Here is a 20896-nt window from a genome sequence, read left to right as displayed (position 1 = left end):
GGTTTGTAAACCGTATCATCATCCCGCTTAAATCGCTGTAAGGAATTCAACTTGGTTTATAAAGAAACCTGAGGAGAACCTGATTATGGTAAACAATATGCATAATGGTGAGGCAGGTGATGTATTTTGAATAGGTGCTAACACGCCCCGCCTATTCAAAAGTGACCCCGCATATTGTTTATCTTATTCTGCTAAGATTGTAGAAGCATTAACTATTTTTTAATTATTTACCTTTCAAACAATTACCAAGTGATAACCCGTTGTAATCGCATAATATCGAATTTAATGATAGCATTTATGGTCATGATAGCTTTTATGGCCAAAGCGCAGAATGTGTCTTCTTCAAATCCTCTATTTGAACAAACAAGCGAGGTTGCAGGAAAGATTATACAATATGGACAGGATATCAGCGCCATAGATGATTTTTACGCTCCTTATAATGTTAACGAACATGCAGAGTATCAATATAAACTTCATGTTCTAAATTCTCCGGAACAAAGAAAAAGATTATTGGAAATCAACGGGGATTACCTGCATCAACTGGGCGAAATGGATTTTGCATCTATGAGCATATATGGCAAAGTGGATTATATTCTCCTGAAAAAAAGAATTCATTACGAAATTGGTTTACTGAAAAAAGAAGATGAGCAGTATAATCAAGTGGCAAAATTTATTTCATTTTCAGACAGGATTTATGCGTTAGAAAAAAAACGCCGCCGGGGCGATTTTGTTGAGGGAGAAAAGGTTGCCGGCGAATTAGTCTCGATACTACAGCAGCTTAAAAAAGACTCCGTAGTTTATTCCAGGCTGCCCGGTATAGATTTGCCATTGGCAAAAAAAATGCAGGAAGCGCTTTTGGGGTTAAGAGCGAGGTTGAAAGATTTTTATGGTTTTTATTACGCTTATGATCCTTCATTTACCTGGTGGGTGCCTCAACCTTATCAAAAACTTGATAACGCGCTAAAAAAATACAGTGATTTAGCCGTAGATAAAGGCAAACTCAGTACCACCCAAAAAGCCGATAGCAGCGGTATTAAAGGTGTTCCGATAGGCAAGGAGGAATTGACCAGGCAGCTTCAGTCTGAAATGATTCCTTACACACCAGAAGAACTGATAAAACTGGCTAACAAGGAATTTGCCTGGTGCGATAAAGAAATGCTAAAGGCCTCGCAGGAAATGGGTTTCGGCAATGATTGGAAAAAAGTCATGGAAAAGGTAAAAAATAGTTATGTGCCTGTAGGGCATCAGCCGGAACTGATTGTTAAACTATATAACGATGCTATAAGCTTTATTAAAGCGCGCGACCTGATCACCATACCACCACTTGCCGAAGAAACCTGGGGCATGGTGATGATGTCTCCCGAACGACAATTGGTCAACCCATTTTTTACAGGCGGAAAGGAAATCAGTATTTCTTACCCTACCAACACCATGGGCGCGCAGGATAAGCTGATGAGTATGCGGGGCAACAACCCCTATTTTTCGAGGGGGACGGTACAGCATGAGCTGATTCCCGGTCATAACCTGCAATATTTTATGAATAGCCGTTATAAGGCCTACAGGCAGAATTTTACTACGCCCTTCGCTGTTGAAGGCTGGCCATTATACTGGGAGTTATTGCTGTATGATAAAGGCTTTGCCAAAACGCCCGAGGAACGGGTTGGTATGCTATTTTGGCGTATGCACCGATGTGCGCGGATCATATTTTCTTTAAATTATCATTTGGGTAACTGGACACCGCAACAATGTATTGACTTTTTAGTGGATAGGGTAGGCCACGAAAAAGCAAATGCTGAAGGCGAAGTAAGGCGTTCATTTGAAGGTGGGTATAGTCCGCTTTACCAGGTTGCCTATCTGCTGGGCGGATTGCAGCTTATGGAGCTGAAAAAAGAGATGGTTGATAGCGGCAAAATGACCTATAAGCAATTTCATGACGCAGTAATGAAAGAGAATCTTATTCCCATTGAAATGGTAAGGGCCACATTAACTAATCAACCCTTAACCAGAGATTTTACTACCGGCTGGAAGTTTTACGATTTTAATAAGTAAGCAGCCATACTTACTTCCTGCTTTTTGTTTGCGGCTTCTTTGATTTATTAAAATCAACAAACCGAATGGTTATTTATACTCTATAATATGCGTTTACAACGGTGCGTTTTACTGGCTTTTACACTGTTTACAAGTTTCATTACCGCAAAGGTTTCGGGCCAGGGGAAGGCCGTTTCGGCCGGGAATGGTAACCCGATAATTCCCGGCTATTTTGCTGATCCAACGGTAAAGAAGTTTGGAGATACCTTTTACCTGTACACAACTACCGATGGCAACGGCGGAGGCCTGGGGCCATCGCAGGTATGGACTTCAAAAGATTTTGTGAACTGGACAATGCAGGATATGAACTGGCCTACCACACACTATTACTGGGCGCCAGATGCTACGCAGGGTAACGACGGCAAGTATTACCTGTATTATTGCCAGCCAACGGTTGAAATATATGGGGCATCAGCTTCGACACCGGTTGGGCCCTGGACACCTTTATATGCCGACAACAAACCCGTACTTACCAATCTGTATGTGCCCGGTGTAATAACGCTTGACGGGCAAACTTTTAGGGATGATGATGGCAAATTTTACATGACCTGGGGCACCTGGGGTATTTACCCGGGGTATGGTTGTGGTATAGGGCTTTTAAACCCCGATATGAAAACATTTGCTAAAACGGCGCAAATACCCAATACCGATGCTAAAGATTTTTTTGAAGGCTCTTTCCTGTTTAAGCGCAAGGGTATCTATTACCTCATGTACTCATCTGGTTTTTGTGAAAATGAAACCTACCGGGTACAGTATGCTACGAGTAAAATCGGGCCCATGGGAGGCTATGTGTACGGAAAAAACAGTCCGATATTGACCACCAATGCCGATGAAACGGTTCATGGACCCGGGCATAATTCAATATTGCAGGTTGGAGATGATTATTACATCATTTATCATCGGCATAACAACCCGCATTCTGGCGGGGGCTATCATCGCCAGATATGTGCCGATAAACTTGTTTTTGACGCAGATGGCAATATTGAAAAGGTGATCCCAACGCATACGGGTATAGGCTTACTGGCTAAGACCACAATGCCGTATCCAAACCTGGCTTATCAAAAAAAAGTAACGGCTTCTTCATTTTACAACAACGATTTTAAGCCGGAGTATGCAGCAGATGATAACAATGGCACTTTATGGAAGCCTAAAGACAACAGCACGGCACCTGCATGGATACAGGTAGACCTGGGCACTGCAACTACCGTGAAAAAAGTGCTTACACAATTTGAATATGCCGCCTGGTATTACCGCTATTTTATTGAATATTCCGTCAATGGAAAAGATTGGCAAATTTTTGCCGATAAGAGGGATAACCTGTGGCACGGCAGTCCCGCGGTTGACGAAAAGGACGTAAAAGCGCGGTACATCAGGTTGACGATTACGGGGACGGAATATCCGGGTTTGTATAAGGCCGTGTGGAACTTAAAAGTGTTTGCCGACGGTAACCACGAAGTTGTCCCGGCAAATATCCATCCGCCCACAGCCAGAGCCAGCTTCAAACAACAGGGCTTGCTCATTGATGTTGAAGCGGATGGCCTGCAACCCGGAACGATGGTTAAGGAATGGGCCAATAAAGGCAGTTTGGGTGGTTCCTTCAAAACACAAGGCCGATCGCCCTTTGTAGATTTTGTTGCGGGTAAAAAAGCGGTCGTTTTTAAAGCCGGGCAAACCTTGCTTTCTGGTTTTAATGTGCCATACTCGCTGGCTGGCAATAACAGCTATACGGTTTGTTTTTGGGCTCATACAGGCCAGCAACAAGGCGATAATCCGGTGCTTGACTGGGCCGATGAGCGCGGAGATTTAACGGCTGCCACTTTCGGCTATGGTAATAACCGTGATATGGGCGCCGCCCAACATGGCGGATTTGCGGATCTTCCTTATCGAAAGGAAACTGATCTTACCGGCAGGTGGCATTACGTTGCCATCAGTTTCGACGGTACTTTTGAGAAAGTATATATTGATGGCGAACTGAATAACCAGGAAAATAAAATGCTTTTCATCAGGCCGGCCAATAAATTTTTGATCGGTGGTCAGCAGGCCGGCCCCGCCCGTTTCTCAGGGGCGATAGCTTCGCTGCAGGTTTATGACCGGGCTTTAACTGATATCGCAATTAAGACGGCCTTCAGGTATGTAAAACAGCCGGAGGTTGCCGTTTACCTTGATGCGGCCAAGTTGCCTTATGGCCAATTAAAAAGCTGGGATAACGATGGCGAAGCGAGTGGGCGTTTTACCCCGGTGGGTACGCCACCCGAGGTAAAGGATGCTGCCGGGCGGATAGCCGTTTATATAGATAGTAAACATTCCCTGGTATTGAATAAACCTTTATCTATTGTTAAAGGCAAAAAAGGTTACAGCATGGCTGCAATGGTATATAGCCCCCAACCTCAGCAGGGCAAATTTGTCGGCGGTTTTATGCCCGCTACCATCAAAAATAATGATGGCTTAAAATTTAATGCAGGTGCAGGATGGCACCTGCTCGTTAAAACGTACACAAATAACCTCATAAAAGAATACCTGGACGGTAATTTGGCCGCTACGAAACGGGTAAATGTGCCAGCAAAAACAACAAGTACGTTGAGCCTGGGCACCGCAAATCTACATGGTTTTACAGGTTCGATAGCCAGCCTGTTGGTGTATAAACATGCGCTGACAGCTAAGGAAATCAGCGCCCTGACTGCCACCTGGCGTCAAAATATGCACCAGCCTGCCGGGGCCGACCTCGTTTACAAAAAACTACCCAAAGCCTTATCACCGGGAATGATAGCCATGGAAGCGGGTTCGACCGACCGATCAGCTGACCTGCAATATTATTTTTCGGGGGGAGATGAATTAACTCCCCGTAACTGGACTGATAATCCCTACTATATCGATTATGGGCTTTCGCCAAATAAAACTTACCGGTACAGCTATAAGGTAAGGGATAATTTTGGCAATGTCGTCGGTCCTTCTGCCGTTGCATCTGCCGGTACCGATTTATCGCAATTTTCAATAGCAGCGGATGATTTTTCCACTAACAAAGATTTTACTTCGGGCGATGTGGCAGGCTCTATATGGCAAGGGGTGCTGGGTAAAGGAACTACTCAGACGAATACCCAAATAACAGCGGGCGATCATACGCTCCGGTTGGCATCCGTTGGTACCAACTGGGATGGAAACCCACCTTACGGTCCCTTTTTATATCAAAAAGTAACAGGTGATTTTGTGGCCGAAGTGGAGATTACTGATGTGAGCGGGTTGGCACAGAAAAAAGTAGTGGGAAACCATGAGGCAGGGTTAATGGTGAGATTGCCTCGAGACGAGGCGAGCGGCAACCAAGGTGAGCAACTTTTACAAAATGGCATTTTCCCGGCCTGGAACGTAGGTAATATGCTTACCAATCTGGTAAATGGCGACCGCCGGCAAACCAATACCCAATCCGCCTGGAATTTTAACCGCTACCTGCAGATTCAGCGCAGCGGAGATCTTTTTTATATCCGTACCAGTACAGATAATGTGCACTGGGTGGACCTGCCCGGAAGCCCTGTGTTACGCACAGATATGAACGGCAAAGCAGTACAGGTTGGGTTGTACCAATGTACCTATGGCCCCCAACCAGGCTTTGGCAACTTCACAAATTTTAAACTGGTATGGGCCAGGTAGTCCAGCCAAGGAACGTAGCACCAATGAAAAACAACCTCAAAAGTTGTTTTTTTCTTTCCAACAAATCTTAAAAAACGCGTTTCGTCGAGCTGAAAGAATACTCGACTATACAAATATTGAGAGAGCCCAAACCGGAAAAAGTACTTAATTGATTCGTTGGGTTTGATCTCAAGTTGATCCACATAAGAGGGAAAAAGGCCGGTTTATTTTGCCTTTAGTCAACTTGTCAATTCTGCTTAATCCGTGATTGGGTATATGATAAAACAAGAAAGGCTGTAAGTGGTTAGCTTACAGCCTTCTACATCAATTGATGTACCCAGCGCCGGAGTCGAACCGGCACGGTTTCCCACAGGTGTTTGAGACCAGCGCGTCTACCAATTCCGCCAGCTGGGCATGCTTTTATCTGAGGCCATATATCGCTCAGAAGCGGGATGCAAATGTATTCAAACTCTCCCTAATTCGCAACAGATATTTTTGCCTATAGTAAATATTTGCAATTTTATTGAGCCTGTCTTCCTTTGCGGTATCGTCCAGGCTTTCGTATCCGGCGGTAGCTACTGCCATTTCTTCGTCTATATCACCTTGTATGGCAAGTACTTCTGAAGTTATTTCGGCCAGTTGCTGCGCGTCTTCAACTTCCATCAGGCGTTCGTTAACATCCATCATTTCCATTAAAAAATCTGCCGGCAGTTGCGGTTTTGCGCCCTCGTTCACCAATCCGTGCAACTTCAGGATGTATTCTGCAAGCTTATTGGGCTCTGACAGGGTTTGGTAGGCCTTATTGTTTAAGGTAGATAGTTCCAGTATTTCCTGCTGCCGCGCATCATCTTCGTTGGCATAAAAATCCGGGTGGTATTTTTTGCTGAAAGCATAAAACTGTTTTTTTACAGCCGCCGCATCTGGACTAAAGGTTTCTGCAATGTTGTAAAATTCAAAATAATTCATCGCTCAAAATTAAGCTTTTAACTGCCGTTTACCATTTTTGTTGGCGCATTATCAATAATTAACATTTTTCCGACAAACAATTCGACGCGTATTTGGTTAACTTTGACATCGTTAACTTTTGCGGTTAGCTTCAAAATTTAATATATATTTGTAAACTTAAACAGCTCTGCAGATACAATGTTTAATCACAGCTTTAAGCACCCTGCCTATGCCCATTGTGCTTATTTAATCCTGTTTACAGCTAAGCACAGCGTTATTTAGAACCATATGGATCGATTGAAACCCTGCTTTATCCTTTTAGTTACCTTATTGTGGCTGGTATGTATTAGCCCTGCAAACGCCCAAAACCTGCCTCAGAATCTCTCGGGCGTAAATGTAAACGATATGTCCGACGAGCAACTGCGGCAGGCTTTACAACAGGCACAGGCCTCTGGCTTGTCTGATGCTACATTGCTGCAAACCTTGCAGGCCCGTGGGCTTTCGGCAACGCAAATCCAATTATTGCAAACCCGCATCGCTGCGCTACGTAAAACCGCGGGTGCTATACAACCCAGCACACAGGAACCTTCTGTACTTGCTCGTGGTCTTAACTACCAGCCCGATACCAGTAATACACCTGCCGGCGATAAAATTTACGGCTTATTCACGCCAAAAATATTTGGTGCCAATCTGTTCCGAAACAGCAATATCACCTTCGAGCCGAACCTTAAATTGGCCACTCCGGTTAACTATATATTAGGGCCGGATGATCAGTTAAACATTAACGTTTACGGTGCATCTTTAGTTAACTGGAAGTTAGATGTATCGCCCGAGGGCAATATCAATATCCCTGGTGTGGGCATCCTCAATGTATCGGGGAAAACTATCGAACAGGCAACTACATCCATCAAAAGCAAATTGGCTGCCAATAATTATGCGGTGGGGCGCGGTACCAGTGTGCAGGTGGGCCTTGGCAACATCCGCAGCATAAAGGTGATTATGGTGGGTGAGGTGGTAAAGCCCGGCACTTACACGTTGTCATCTCTGGCAACAGCTTTCAATGCCCTTTATGCAGCTGGCGGGCCCGGCGAGAATGGCTCGTTTCGACAGATAGAGATTATCCGCAATAATCGCATCGTCCGTCGACTGGATGTTTACGACTTTTTGGTAAAAGGCGACCAAAAAGATAATATTGGCCTGCAAGATCAGGACATTATACGTGTACCTACCTACCGTACGCGCGTGCAACTAGCCGGCGAGGTAAAAAACCCGGCTTTATTTGAAGTGTTGGCCGGCGAGAGTTTGCAGGATGTGTTGCGTTTTGCCGGCGGCTTTAGCAATGAAGCGTACACTGCCCGCATAAAAGTATCGCAGATTAGCGATCAGCAACGCCGCATTACCGATGTGGTGGAGGCCGATTATAAAAATTATGTTCCGTTGCGTGGGGATAAATTTACGGTAGAGCGCATTCTCAATCGTTTTGAAAATCGTGTTACCATCAATGGCGCGGTGTTCCGCCCCGGAGAGTACGAGTTGCAAAAAGGTTTAACAATAAGTCAACTAATAAAAAACGCAGCAGGCCTGCGGGAAGATGCGTTCAGTGCCCGCGGTAGCATTGCCAGGCTAAAGGCCGACAATAGTTTTGAACTGGTCTCATTCGACGTAAATGAGGTGATGAATAAAACTGCGCCTGATATCCTGTTGCAGCGTGAGGATGTGGTAACCGTAACTTCAATTACCGAATTACGCGATGAGTATCGGATCACCATCAAAGGAGAGGTACGCAATCAAGGTGATTTTCCTTACGCTGAAAACATGAGTGTGGAAGATCTGATAATTAAAGCCGGTGGCTTTACAGAAGGCGCAAGTGCCAGGAGGATTGAGGTAGCACGGCGGACTAACAATGGCGATCCAAATTCTGCAACCAGCACCCTGGCAGAAGTTTTTAACATTGATGTAGACCCGCAATTAAAAAAAAGCAGTGCTAACTTTAAGCTACAACCTTTTGATATTGTGTCTATATACAGCCTACCCGGATACGAAAAGCAAAGTATAGTTAAAATAGAAGGTGAGGTGCTTTATCCGGGTTATTACGCTGTTAAATTTAAAAACGAGAAAGTATCTGACCTGCTTACCCGCGCTGGTGGTTTAACCACATTTGCGGATATAGATGGGGCTTCACTTAAAAGGAACGCGCTGGCCATTTTTGTTGCCGATAAAAATGGCGTTGATACAAATGCTATCGAGACAGATCGTTTACAGCGACTCAACAAGTTGAAACAATTTAATAAGGATTCTACCGTCACCGATTCAAATGAACTGAAATATAATTTTATAGGCATAAACCTGCGTAGTATATTGAAAGCCCCGGGCAGCAATATTGATCTCATAGTGCAGAACAGCGATGTGATAAGCATACCCAAACAGCAGCAGGTTGTGTATGTACATGGTGAAGTGCTATACCCGAGTGCGGTTGTTTTTGAAAGTGGAAAATCATTTAATGATTATATTTTAGGTGCGGGGGGGTATTCTTCCAGAGCACTTAAACGGGGTTCTTACGTAGTTTATGCCAATCATACGGTTAGGGGTACGGGTAAATTCCTGTTTTTCAATGTGCACCCCGAGGTAAGAGCAGGTAGCGAGATATATGTGACCCGCAAACCCGAGAGGAGAGGGCTATCTGCCACCGAAGTGGTCGGGCTTACCAGTGGTTTGGCTTCGTTAGGTGCCATTATTTTGGGCATAATAAATTTAAGCAAATAAATGGAGGGCAAACCGGTTTCGGCACAAATGGAAGTTCAGGAAAACGAAATTTCTTTAAAGGACCTCGTAGGCTATCTGAAAGGAGAGGTAAAGTACCTTAAATCAAGGTGGCTGGTTATTTTGGGCATAGGTGTTGTTGCAGCATTATTGGGCTTTGCTTATGCATTGGTTAAAAAAACGACGTATACAGCTATATCTACATTTGTTTTAGAGGATGGCAGCAAAGGCGGCGGCTTAGGCCAGTACGCTGGCCTTGCTTCTTTGGCAGGTATAGACATTGGCGGCGGCGGCGGCGGCGGTATCTTCCAGGGCGACAACATTCTCGAGCTATACAAATCGCGCCTGATGATAGAGAAAACGCTATTGACCCCAGTAGTTATCGACGGCAAACAGCAGCTATTAATTGACAGGTACATCACCTCCAATAATTTGCTGGAGAAATGGAAGAAAGGCGATAACATCAGCACCATTACATTTACGGGCAGCCCGGGTAATTTTAGCCGCAAGCAGGATAGCATTATCACCGATCTCACCAACAAATTCAACGAGAAAATGCTAAGCGTTGTCAAACTGGATAAAAAACTCAGCATTATAAAGGTAGAGGTTAGCACCACCGACGAGCTTTTCTCCAAAGTATTTAACTCCAAACTTGTAGAAACTGTAAATAACTTTTACGCGCAAACCAAAACAAAAAAAAGCTATCAAAATGTGCAGGTTTTGCAAAAGCAGGCCGATAGCGTAAAGAATGTCCTGGGCTCGGCTATAACCGGGGTTGCTTCGGCAATGGATGCCGCGCCTAACGCCAACCCGGCAATGTCAACCCTCCGGGTGCCGTCGCAAAAAAGGCAGGTAGATGTGCAGGCAAGCTCGGCCATTTACAGCGAAATCGTAAAGAATCTGGAGATATCGAAAATAGCCTTGCGACAGGAAACCCCTTTGATACAAGTGATAGATGAGCCTGTATTGCCTTTGCCTGCTAGCAAAGTGAGTAAACTAAAAGGGATGCTAATGGGTTTTATACTCGGCGTTGTCATCGTGTCGTTATTTTTGGTAGGCAAGCGCGTAATTAAACAAATAATGGCTTAAAATCATCGGGATGCGATTTTTCACTTTAAAAGTTGTAGAGGTACGTACAGAAACAGCCGATACCGTAACGGTTGCTTTTAAGCAGCCTGGCTTAAAAAAAGTGAAATATCAGGCAGGGCAATACCTCACGCTGATGTTCAGAATAAACGGGCGTAGATATATCAGGCCGTATTCGTTTTCCTCGGCCCCACTAATCGATGTTAACCTCGAAGTGACTATCAAACGTTTGCCTGGCGGCGTCGTATCAAACCATATTATCGATACGTTAAAGGTGGACGATATGGTAGAAGTAATGGAGCCCATGGGCGATTTTACACTTAACGAGGCTGCGCTTACTCCCTCTACGCATATTGTGCTATGGGGTGCGGGCAGCGGTATCACCCCGCTGATGTCGATAGCTAAATATGCGCTACATAAAAACTTAGCGGCGCATGTTACGTTGGTGTACGGCAACCGCAACGCCGAAAGCGTGATTTTTTTAGATAAGATAAAGGCCCTGCAAACACAGTTCGGCAGTCATTTTTCGGCATGGCATTTCCATACACAGCCCGCAATCGCTCCCGAAAATCCCAATTTGCTGCAGGGCAGGATAAACCCAGAAAAGGTTTTATCTGTAATGAAAAGTGAGGATAAGCTGGCCAATACCATCCATTATATCTGTGGCCCTTCGGGCTTAAAGGAATCGGTAAGGGCGGCTTTAACTGGCTTGGGAGTAAGCGTTAATAACGTTTATTCAGAAGACTTTGAGGTGGTTAGAGATCCGGCGGAGTTTGAAGGCATAATTACCCGTTCGGTATCCGTAACGCTAAATGGCGTAACCAACCGCGTAGAAGTAGTAAAAGGCAAAAGCATATTGGAAGCAGGCCTGGATGCTCTGCTGGATATGCCATACTCCTGCCAAACGGGCAATTGCCTGGTTTGCAAGGGGCGCGTAGTAAAAGGAGGGGTGAAGATGATAGGGGTGCAGAAACTACCGGAAGGCCTTGCTAAAGGTGAGAGCCTTCTTTGCAGTAGTTTTCCACTTACTGACGGCTGCGTCATCGAAATCGACTAACGACAAAAAAAATATGAAAGTTGTATTATTAGCAGGCGGTTTAGGCACCCGGCTTTCTGAAGAAACGGTGCTGAAACCTAAACCGATGGTAGAGATAGGCGGCATGCCTATCCTCTGGCACATCATGAAGATATACTCTGCACATGGTTTCAATGATTTCATCGTATGCCTTGGCTATAAAGGGTACGTGATAAAGGAATATTTTGCCAACTATTTCCTCCACAAATCTGATGTTACCATCAATCTGGCAGATAACTCCATCAAAGTTCACGATAGCCAGGCCGAGCCATGGAAGATAACGCTGGTTGATACAGGCAACGAATCTATGACTGGCGGGCGAATTAAACGCATACAGCCTTTCGTAAACAACGAACCATTTATGCTGACCTACGGCGATGGGGTAAGCGACATCAACGTTAAAGAATTGGTAGAATTCCATAAAACAGGGGGGAGGCTTTGCACCGTTACTTCGGTACAGCCATCGGGCAGGTTTGGTTCGTTGAATATCAATGCAAATAACGAAGTGCATTCGTTTTTTGAAAAACCTAAGGGCGATGGTTCCTGGATAAACGGTGGTTATTTTGTGTGCGAACCTGGTGTTTTTGACTATATTAAAGATGGAGATAGTACCATTTGGGAAAAAGAACCGATGGAAAGCATAGCCCAAAACGGGCAGATGGATGCCTACAAACATAATGGGTTTTGGCGGCCGATGGATACGCTAAAAGATAAACACGATTTAAACGAAATGTGGGACAGCAATGAATCTCCATGGAAAATCTGGTGAGTTTATGTTAGAAGCACTGAAACACACCTATAAAGGCAAAAAAGTATTCTTAACCGGCCACACGGGCTTCAAGGGTTCATGGCTGTTAAAGATATTCAGCATGCTGGGGGCAGAGGTAAAAGGCTATGCTCTAGCGCCCGAAACAGAATTGAACTTATACAGCGTGATACAGGGTGATACGCTTTGCCAATCGGTGATCGCCGATTTGCGCGATAGAGCTACGCTCACAGCAGCTGTTACCAGTTTTCAACCCGATTTTATCTTCCATCTGGCGGCGCAGCCACTGGTACGGCTATCGTACCAGATACCTTCAGAAACCTTTGAGGTTAACGCTATAGGAACTGCCAACGTACTAGACGCGATGCGGCAGCTGGATAGGCCCTGCAACGCCGTTTTGATAACAACAGATAAGGTTTACCATAACAATGAGTGGGCTTACCCATACCGTGAAAACGACCGCCTGGGTGGCTACGACCCTTACAGCGCCAGTAAGGCCTGTACTGAGTTGGTTATTGATTCGTATCGCAACTCGTTTTTCAATACCAAATCTCATGGCATACATCAAAAAGCCATCGCAGTTGGCCGCGCTGGCAATGTGATAGGCGGCGGCGATTGGTCTGCAGACAGGTTAATACCTGATATTGTGAGGGCTCTTTCTGCTGGTAGGGAGATAGAGGTACGCAACCCTGCATCTATTCGCCCTTGGCAACACGTGTTGGAGCCCCTGCTGGGCTACTTATTGTTAGGTGCAAAATTGGTTAGCGCACCGCAGTCTTTTTCGCAGGCATATAATTTCGGGCCTGATGTTAACGATGCCTTCCCGGTTATCAAAATGGTTGAATTGGCCATCCAATGCTGGGGCAGCGGTAATTATTTTACCAACATAGATCCCAACCAGCCCCATGAAGCCGGGTTGTTAAAATTAGACATCAGCAAGGCAATCGAAGAACTGAGCTGGAAACCCATATTTAATGCAACCCGGGCGGTGCAATACACTATAGATTGGTACAAGAACTTTTATATGGATATGGACAAAGCCGGGGCTTTTACCGAACAACAAATTCATGAATTTTTAAATGGATAAGGTTTTCATTACCGGTATTTCGGGTTTTTTAGGCTCTAACATAGCTAAAGTATTGCTGAATAACGGGCACCAGATTATTGCGAATTACCGGGAAGGCTCCTCTAAGGAATTGTGCCTGGAGTTTGGGGAGCACATAACCTGGATATTACAGGATGAACAAGACGAATGGGTAGATAAGGTAATTGCATGGTCTCCATCAGTAATTATCCATTCTGCTTGGTTGGGGGTAGGGCATCAGCACCGGGATAGCTGGGAAATGCAGTCTTTAAACATCGATTATTTACAAAAGATATTAACCATAGCAGGTAGAAGTAAAGCAAAGCAATTTATAGGTTTAGGCTCGCAAGGAGAATATGGGGTTTATGATGGTTGTATTGATGAAAATTACCCGTTGGCACCCACAGAAGCCTATGGCCGTGTAAAACTTGTTTGTGCCGAGTTGGTGAAACAATACGCTGCACAGTATGGCATAGCGTGGTATTGGCTACGTCTGTTCTCTTTTTTTGGTAAGGGTGAAGCAAATAACTGGCTTATACCATCTCTCGTTAAAAAAATATTAACGGAGAGCGATATGGATCTTACAGCGGGAGAGCAAAAATATTCGTATTTATATGTGAACGACTTGGGCTTAGCCGTCAATAAAATAATAGCAAAGGGGGGCACTTCCGGCATATATAACATATCTGGCAAAAAAATAATGGCTTTAAAAGATTTAGTAGGAAATATCAGGGATAAAATAAATCCTTCATTTCAGCTAAATTTTGGTAAATTACCTTACCGTGCCAATCAGTCTATGCATTTGCAAGGCAATTCGGCTAAGTTTGTAAAAACGTTTGGAGAATTCGATGTATCTGATTTTGATGCTTCTTTATCAGCTACAATTGAATATTTTACAAATAAATTTAAAGAACAATTGAATGAAGGCATCTGATTTTGTAGCTACTTTTTTGGAAAAAAAGGGCGTTAAACATGTTTTCGAGCTATCGGGTGGCATGATAACGCATCTATTAGATTCGTTAAACCAAAAAACAGCCATAAATATAATCACCATGCATCATGAACAGTCTGCGGCTTTTGCTGCAGACGCTTATGGTCGTGTAACGGGTGTCCCAGGTGTTGCGTTGGCCACCAGTGGCCCCGGGGCTACCAACCTTTTAACAGGCATAGGTAGCTGCTATTTCGATTCGACACCGGCTGTTTTTATAACCGGGCAGGTTAACCGTCATGAACAAAAAGGTGATCGCAATATTCGCCAGTTAGGATTTCAGGAAACGGATATCATTGCTATGGCAACCCCCATAACAAAAGCTTGTTTTAAAATTGTAAACGAACACGATTTGCCTGCTGTTATGGAGCGAGCTTTTGAAATAGCCATGGAAGGCAGGCCGGGGCCGGTGTTAGTAGATATCCCAATGGATGTCCAGCGCGCCCAGGTAGAACCACTTCCTGATGGGGATATGGTTCTACCTGTTGCAGGTCCGTCCGCCGCAGTACTTCAGGATATATTCCAAAGCATAAAGCGTGCAAAACGCCCTGTTTTGTTAGTAGGAAGAGGTGTACGCGCGGCTTTTGCAAAGGAGGAGATGGAAGCGTTTCTTCAAAAAACGAAATTGCCGGTAATCACTACATTACTTGCCGTGGATGCTGTAGAATATGATCACCCATCGCGCGTGGGTTTTATAGGCAGTTACGGTAATCGCTGGGCAAATATCGCCTTCGGCGAGTGCGATCTGCTGATTGTAGTGGGCAGCCGTTTAGATATTCGACAAACAGGTGCCGACACCAAATTCTTTGAAAACCGTACCATTTACCATATTGATTGCGAAGCCGCGGAAATAAATAACCGCGTAAAAGGTTGCGTGCCGGTAGTGGCCGATGCAAAGCAGTTCTTTATCGATTTTAATAAAGCTGCTAAAGTGGAGTCATTTAAAAAGCCCAATGAGTGGATAGCATATATTAATACCCTTAAAGTGCAATGGCCCGATATTAAAGAACTTTCACCAGCGGGCATCAATCCCAATTATTTTATGCACACGTTATCGCACAATTCACGTGCGGCAAAATGCTATGTGGCCGATGTGGGTAGCCATCAAATGTGGGCTGCACAGTCGGTAGAAATTTATAAAGACCAACTGTTTTTAACATCGGCAGGTATGGGTGCAATGGGCTATGCCCTGCCAGCAGGTATTGGTGCCTGTTTCGCCTTAAATTTGAGCCCGGTTGTTGTGATAGTAGGTGACGGTTGCATGCAGATAAACATTCAGGAATTGCAAACCATTGTGCGTAATAAATTGCCGGTTAAAATTGTGGTTATGAATAACAAGAACCTGGGCATGATCCGTCAGTTTCAGGATAGCTATTTCGAATCCCGATATCAAAGCACCTATTGGGGCTACAGCGCTCCCGATTTTGAGAAAGTTGCAAAGGCTTATGGGATGGATGCATTAACTATAAGTGCGGAAGATGATATGGAAGATGCAGTAAAATGGATGTGGAACGACACCAACAACAATGCGCCGGTGCTACTGCAAGTGATGATTGACCCGCATACCAATACCTATCCAAAAATTGCTTTTGGTAAGCCAATAACCGAAATGGAGCCTTTTGCAAAACCAATTGAAATGGAAAGTACCTAATACCTACAATATTTAAAAGAACGTATGTTAAAAAACATTACTACCCCTGAGCTGGAAAAAAGCCTTAGAGAGATTGCTAAAGCTAAAACAACGCAAATTATAATACCCGGTAAAAACTATATCCCGGTTACCGGTAAGGTGTTAGATGAAGAAGACGTATTGCTTGGCGTTGATGCCGCGCTTGATGGTTGGCTTACAGCGGGCCGTTTTGCCAATTCGTTCGAATACGATTTTGCTAAATACTTTGGGGCGCATAAGGCATTGCTGGTAAACTCCGGTTCATCGGCCAATTTGGTGGCATTTTATGCGTTAACTTCTACTAAACTTGGCGACCGAGCCGTGAAACCCGGCGACGAGGTAATAACCGTAGCAGCAGGCTTCCCTACCACGGTAAACCCGATGATACAATTCGGCGCTGTCCCGGTGTTCGTAGACGTGGATATCGCAACGCACAACGTGCTGGCTTCAGATATCGAAGCAGCCGTATCGCCAAAAACCAAGGCTATCATGATAGCGCACTCTTTGGGTAATCCCTTTAATTTGGACGAGGTGATGCGTGTGGCTAAAAAATACAACCTATGGGTAGTTGAAGATGATTGCGATTCGTTAGGGGCAACTTACCGGGGCCAAAAAACCGGCACCTTTGGCGATATTTCAACCTTTTCTTTTTACCCTGCTCACCACATTACTATGGGCGAGGGTGGTGCCGTGTTGATCAACAACCCCGAGCTGGCCAAAGTTGCCGAAAGCTTTAGGGACTGGGGCCGCGATTGCTATTGCGAGCCGGGCAAGGATAACACCTGTGGATGCCGCTTTTCGCAGCAATTGGGTAGCTTGCCATATGGATACGATCATAAATACACCTATTCGCACATCGGCTTTAACTTAAAGGTTACCGATATGCAGGCCGCGTTCGGCGTGTCGCAATTGAAAAAATTAGATTATTTCGTACAGCGCCGCCGCGAAAATTTTAAAGCCTTGTACGAGCGCATGAAGGAGTTAGAAGAGATCTTCATCTTACCCGAGGCAACTCAACACGGCGATCCATCCTGGTTCGGTTTCCTCCTTACCCTGCGCGAGGGCGATGCAGCCGACAGGCATATGCTGGTACAACACCTGGAAGAAAAAAAGATTGGCACCCGTTTGCTATTTGGCGGCAACCTGTTGCGCCAACCTGCGTATGCCAACATCAACCATCGCACTGTAGGTAATTTGGCTAATACCGATACCATCATGAACCAATCGTTCTGGTTGGGCGTTTGGCCGGGATTGAATGAAAGTCATTATGATTACATTTTGGGCGTTATTAAGGATTATATTAATAATTGAGTCTATATTTGTCCGCTGTTAAAATTTAATTAATACAACAAAGACAAATGGTTTTATCGGATGTTAGGTTAATAAATCTTCCAAAAATAATTGATGAACGCGGGAACCTCTCTTTTTTTGAGCAAAAAAACCATATCCCTTTTGAAATAAAACGTGTTTATTGGATATATGATGTGCCAGGCGGTGAAGAGCGCGGCGGGCATAGCTATAAAACCAACCAAGAGTTTATTATAGCTCTCTCCGGTAGTTTCGATGTTATCCTTAATGACGGTAAAGACATTAAACGCGTACAACTGAACCGTTCTTATTATGGTTTATTTGTGCCTAAAGGCATTTGGCGACACATGGAAAATTTTTCTACTAATTCCTTAGCATTTGTTGCTGCATCAATTGCGTATGACGCTGATGACTATATACGCTCTTACGACGACTTTGCTAAACTTAAATAAATGAAACCATCCATTTATAACTGTAACGTAATAGAGTTGCCCAAAATACATAACCGCGCGGGTAATATTACGCCGGTAAATAATTATACTGATATTCCTTTTCACGTAAAAAGAGTATATTACTTGTACGACGTTCCAGGGGGAGAAACCAGGGGCGGGCACGGTCACAAACAACTTCACCAAGTTATTATTGCCGCAAGCGGGAGTTTTGATGTGATGCTGGACGACGGGCATATCAAAAAACTGGTAACGCTTAACAGGCCAAATTATGCGCTTTTGATTGTACCTGGTATTTGGCGGGATTTGCTAAACTTTTCTTCGGGCGCTGTATTACTTGTATTGGCGTCAGAAACGTATGATGAGAATGATTATTTACGCGATTACAATGAGTTTTTAGAATTTAAAAGTGGACTATAGAATTCATCCTTTAGCAGATGTGCAATCCTCTAGTATTGGCGAGGGCACAACCATTTGGCAGTTTTGCGTGGTATTTAAACAAGCAATAATTGGCAAAAACTGTAACATTTGCGCCAATTGCATTATCGAAAATAGAGTTTCTATTGGGGACAATGTTACCGTCAAGTCGGGCGTGCAGGTTTGGGACGGGATAACCGTAGATGATAATGTGTTTATTGGCCCAAACGTAACATTCACCAACGATACCTATCCACGGTCGAAAAAACACCTTGACGAATATGGTAAGATTCACGTTAAAAAAGGTGCAACTATAGGCGCAAACTCAACAATTTTGCCCAATGTTATTATTGGCGAATACAGCCTGATAGGAGCGGGTACTGTGGTTACAAAAGATATACCTCCTTTTAGTGTTTGGTACGGTAACCCAGCCGTGCATAAGGGTTATATTACTAAAGAAGCTGTTGTTTTGACGCTGGAACTGACCGATAAAGTAACAGGCGATAAATATTGCCTAACAGATAATGATATTAAAAAAGTGTAATGATCAAATTTTTAGATTTATATAAGATTAATCAGCAATATAGAACAGAGCTAAACGAAGCATATACAAGGGTAATGGACTCGGGCTGGTATATTTTGGGTGCCGAAGTTAAAAAGTTTGAAGAAAGCTTTGCGAAATTTTGCGGTGTTAAGCACGCCATTGGTGTAGCTAATGGCTTAGATGCCCTAATACTTATAATAAGGGCTTATAAAGAATTGGGCGTTTTTAGCGATGAAGACGAAATATTAGTGCCCTCAAACACCTATATTGCAAGTATCTTAGCGATATCGGCAAATAACCTTGTGCCTGTATTAATTGAACCGGACCTGGCCAATTATAATATCGACACAAAACTACTTGAAAGTAAAATTACTAGTAAAACCAAGGGGATTTTGCCCGTGCACTTATACGGTCAACTTTGCCAAATGGAAGAAATAAATGCCGTAGCCCGCAAACACAATCTCAAGGTAATAGAAGATTGCGCACAGTCGCACGGCGCTTCCGTTAACGGAATTAAGGCAGGTAACTGGGGCGATGCTGCTGGCTTTAGCTTTTATCCCGGCAAAAATTTGGGAGCACTGGGAGATGCTGGCGCAGTTACTACAAACGACGATCAACTGGCTGTTACTATTCGTGCAATTATGAATTATGGTTCGCACGTAAAGTATCAAAATAAATTTAAGGGTATAAATAGTAGATTGGACGAGTTACAAGCTGCACTTCTATCAGTTAAATTAAAATATTTAAATAACGAAATTACAGTACGGCGCTATGTTGCAAATCAATACTTGAGCAGGATTGTTAATACTAAAATCGTATTACCCCAGGTTTTATCGCAGGAATGGCATGTGTGGCACTTGTTTGTTGTTAGAACGGCAGATCGTAACGTGTTTCAAAAATATTTGCATGAAAACGGCATACAAACCGTTATTCATTATCCTATTCCACCTCATAAACAGGAGGCTTATAAAGAATGGAACCATCTTTCATACCCTGTATCAGAACAAATACATGATGAAGTTTTAAGCTTACCTTTAAGCCCGGTGATGACAGATGACGAAATATATGGAGTTATTACAGCAATAAACAACTATTAAATTATGCCTTGCGCAGACGTAATCGTTTCGATTGTAATCCCAGTGTACAATGGTGAGTTATACATAGAACAAACAATCAGATCTTTACTCAGTCAAACCTTACTGAATTTTGAGATTATTTGTGTCGATGATAGTTCGACTGACAATAGCCTAAAAATCATAGAACAGCTTCGTTCTATCGACGATCGAATAAAAATTTATACGAAAGCGAATGGCGGTATAGCGGCCTCCGCTGTGAAGTTTGGCTTACAGTATAGCACTGGAGAGTTCTTCATGTATGCATCTCAGGATGACCTTTTTAGTCCAGACCTTCTTGAGAAAGGCGTCGAGTCAGCAAAAAAATTTGGATCAGATGCCATAGTTCCTGAAATGTTTCTATATTATTCGGATACCGATTTGCGGCCTTTCAATTCTGACAAAAGACTTCTCGGTACAACAATCACGGGTAAAGAAGCATTCACTTTATCATTAAAGTGGACGATACATGGGTTTGTACTGTGGCGAATGGATACAGTGAAAAAAGTAGGTTATTTTGATTTTAACATAAGCAGCGATGAATATACCACGCGAATGCTATTTTATAATAGTACTAAGGTGAGCTTTTCGGATGGCGTTTTTTATTACCGCCAAAATAATCCAAATGCCATAACCAAAAAATGGAATATAAACCAAATTGGCTTTGTCGAAACTAATCTGAAACTTCTTTTTTTCTTGGAAGAAAATAATTTTACCGAAAAAGAGTTTCTGGTAGTCGGAAAAAATGTGCTCAATGAATTAGTTAGAGTTAATACCCTGTATTGGAAAAATAGGGCATTAATGGACAATGCTCTTGATATAAAATATCAAATTGCTATGACCGCTCTTTATCATGAAGCTATGAGCGCTGTTCGTAATTTAAAACTTGAAGGATTGAAACTGATTTTTAGGTTTTTATTTGTCACTAATGGATATAGATTATTCTCTATTTTTTGCCGGATAAAAAGTAAGATTACTACGTAA

The 20896-nt window shown here is 43.6% G+C and carries 16 protein-coding genes and 1 tRNA gene; 15 read left to right on the top strand and 2 right to left on the bottom strand.

Going from position 1 to position 20896, the window contains the following annotated elements; genetic code table 11:
• Positions 1 to 285: 285 nt before the first annotated feature.
• Positions 286 to 2049 carry a DUF885 family protein gene (locus E2R66_RS18820; RefSeq protein ID WP_133233323.1) on the top strand — a complete coding sequence of 588 codons (1764 nt, stop codon included), beginning with the start codon at positions 286 to 288 and terminating at the stop codon, positions 2047 to 2049.
• 87 nt (positions 2050 to 2136) lie between these two features.
• Positions 2137 to 5730, top strand: a complete 3594-nt coding sequence (locus E2R66_RS18815) for a family 43 glycosylhydrolase (protein ID WP_133233325.1) — start codon at positions 2137 to 2139, stop codon at positions 5728 to 5730.
• Positions 5731 to 6043: 313 nt separating this feature from the next.
• Here E2R66_RS18815 and E2R66_RS18810 read toward each other — a convergent pair.
• Together E2R66_RS18810 and hscB are read right to left on the bottom strand one after the other, a co-directional pair.
• Positions 6044 to 6123 (bottom strand) — tRNA-Leu (locus E2R66_RS18810).
• Positions 6124 to 6150: 27 nt separating this feature from the next.
• Complete coding sequence (hscB, locus tag E2R66_RS18805) at positions 6151 to 6675, bottom strand: Fe-S protein assembly co-chaperone HscB (RefSeq protein WP_133233327.1); 525 nt, start codon at positions 6673 to 6675, stop codon at positions 6151 to 6153.
• A gap of 267 nt (positions 6676 to 6942) precedes the next feature.
• Here hscB and E2R66_RS18800 point away from each other — a divergent pair, with 267 nt between their 5' ends.
• Genes E2R66_RS18800 through E2R66_RS18740 form a run of 13 tightly spaced genes read left to right on the top strand, consistent with a single transcriptional unit; the run spans position 6943 to position 20896 of the window.
• A complete protein-coding gene (locus E2R66_RS18800; protein ID WP_133233329.1) occupies positions 6943 to 9417 on the top strand; it encodes an SLBB domain-containing protein in 2475 nt (824 codons plus the stop codon).
• On the top strand, positions 9418 to 10503 hold the full coding sequence (locus E2R66_RS18795) for a GumC domain-containing protein (protein ID WP_133233331.1): 1086 nt from the start codon (positions 9418 to 9420) through the stop codon (positions 10501 to 10503). It begins immediately after the preceding gene.
• 10 nt (positions 10504 to 10513) lie between these two features.
• On the top strand, positions 10514 to 11557 hold the full coding sequence (locus E2R66_RS18790) for a ferredoxin--NADP reductase (RefSeq protein WP_133233333.1): 1044 nt from the start codon (positions 10514 to 10516) through the stop codon (positions 11555 to 11557).
• Between the two features lie 13 nt (positions 11558 to 11570).
• Positions 11571 to 12344, top strand: coding sequence for a glucose-1-phosphate cytidylyltransferase (rfbF, locus tag E2R66_RS18785; RefSeq protein ID WP_133233335.1), 774 nt, complete (start codon positions 11571 to 11573; stop codon positions 12342 to 12344).
• Positions 12345 to 12348: 4 nt separating this feature from the next.
• Positions 12349 to 13428 carry a CDP-glucose 4,6-dehydratase gene (gene rfbG, locus E2R66_RS18780; RefSeq protein ID WP_133233337.1) on the top strand — a complete coding sequence of 360 codons (1080 nt, stop codon included), beginning with the start codon at positions 12349 to 12351 and terminating at the stop codon, positions 13426 to 13428.
• Positions 13421 to 14359 carry an NAD-dependent epimerase/dehydratase family protein gene (locus E2R66_RS18775; RefSeq protein WP_133233339.1) on the top strand — a complete coding sequence of 313 codons (939 nt, stop codon included), beginning with the start codon at positions 13421 to 13423 and terminating at the stop codon, positions 14357 to 14359. The genes rfbG and E2R66_RS18775 overlap by 8 nt, the downstream gene beginning before the upstream one ends.
• Positions 14346 to 16064 carry a thiamine pyrophosphate-binding protein gene (locus E2R66_RS18770; RefSeq protein ID WP_133233341.1) on the top strand — a complete coding sequence of 573 codons (1719 nt, stop codon included), beginning with the start codon at positions 14346 to 14348 and terminating at the stop codon, positions 16062 to 16064. Before E2R66_RS18775 ends, E2R66_RS18770 begins: the two co-directional genes overlap by 14 nt.
• A gap of 24 nt (positions 16065 to 16088) precedes the next feature.
• Positions 16089 to 17393 carry a lipopolysaccharide biosynthesis protein RfbH gene (gene rfbH / locus E2R66_RS18765; protein WP_133233343.1) on the top strand — a complete coding sequence of 435 codons (1305 nt, stop codon included), beginning with the start codon at positions 16089 to 16091 and terminating at the stop codon, positions 17391 to 17393.
• A 47-nt stretch (positions 17394 to 17440) separates the two neighbouring features.
• A complete protein-coding gene (locus E2R66_RS18760; RefSeq protein ID WP_133233345.1) occupies positions 17441 to 17842 on the top strand; it encodes a sugar 3,4-ketoisomerase in 402 nt (133 codons plus the stop codon).
• Complete coding sequence (locus E2R66_RS18755) at positions 17843 to 18259, top strand: sugar 3,4-ketoisomerase (RefSeq protein WP_133233347.1); 417 nt, start codon at positions 17843 to 17845, stop codon at positions 18257 to 18259.
• Positions 18249 to 18800, top strand: a complete 552-nt coding sequence (locus tag E2R66_RS18750) for an acyltransferase (RefSeq protein ID WP_133233349.1) — start codon at positions 18249 to 18251, stop codon at positions 18798 to 18800. Before E2R66_RS18755 ends, E2R66_RS18750 begins: the two co-directional genes overlap by 11 nt.
• On the top strand, positions 18800 to 19897 hold the full coding sequence (locus E2R66_RS18745) for a DegT/DnrJ/EryC1/StrS family aminotransferase (protein ID WP_133233351.1): 1098 nt from the start codon (positions 18800 to 18802) through the stop codon (positions 19895 to 19897). The genes E2R66_RS18750 and E2R66_RS18745 overlap by 1 nt, the downstream gene beginning before the upstream one ends.
• A gap of 3 nt (positions 19898 to 19900) precedes the next feature.
• Entirely contained in the window at positions 19901 to 20896 is a 996-nt protein-coding gene (locus E2R66_RS18740) for a glycosyltransferase family 2 protein (RefSeq protein WP_133233353.1), read from the top strand.

The sequence above is a fragment of the Mucilaginibacter psychrotolerans genome (genome assembly GCF_004519315.1).
GTDB lineage: Bacteria > Bacteroidota > Bacteroidia > Sphingobacteriales > Sphingobacteriaceae > Mucilaginibacter > Mucilaginibacter psychrotolerans.
The sequence above is the reverse complement of the archived record's forward strand: the minus strand, read 5'-3'. Positions and strand labels throughout refer to the sequence as shown.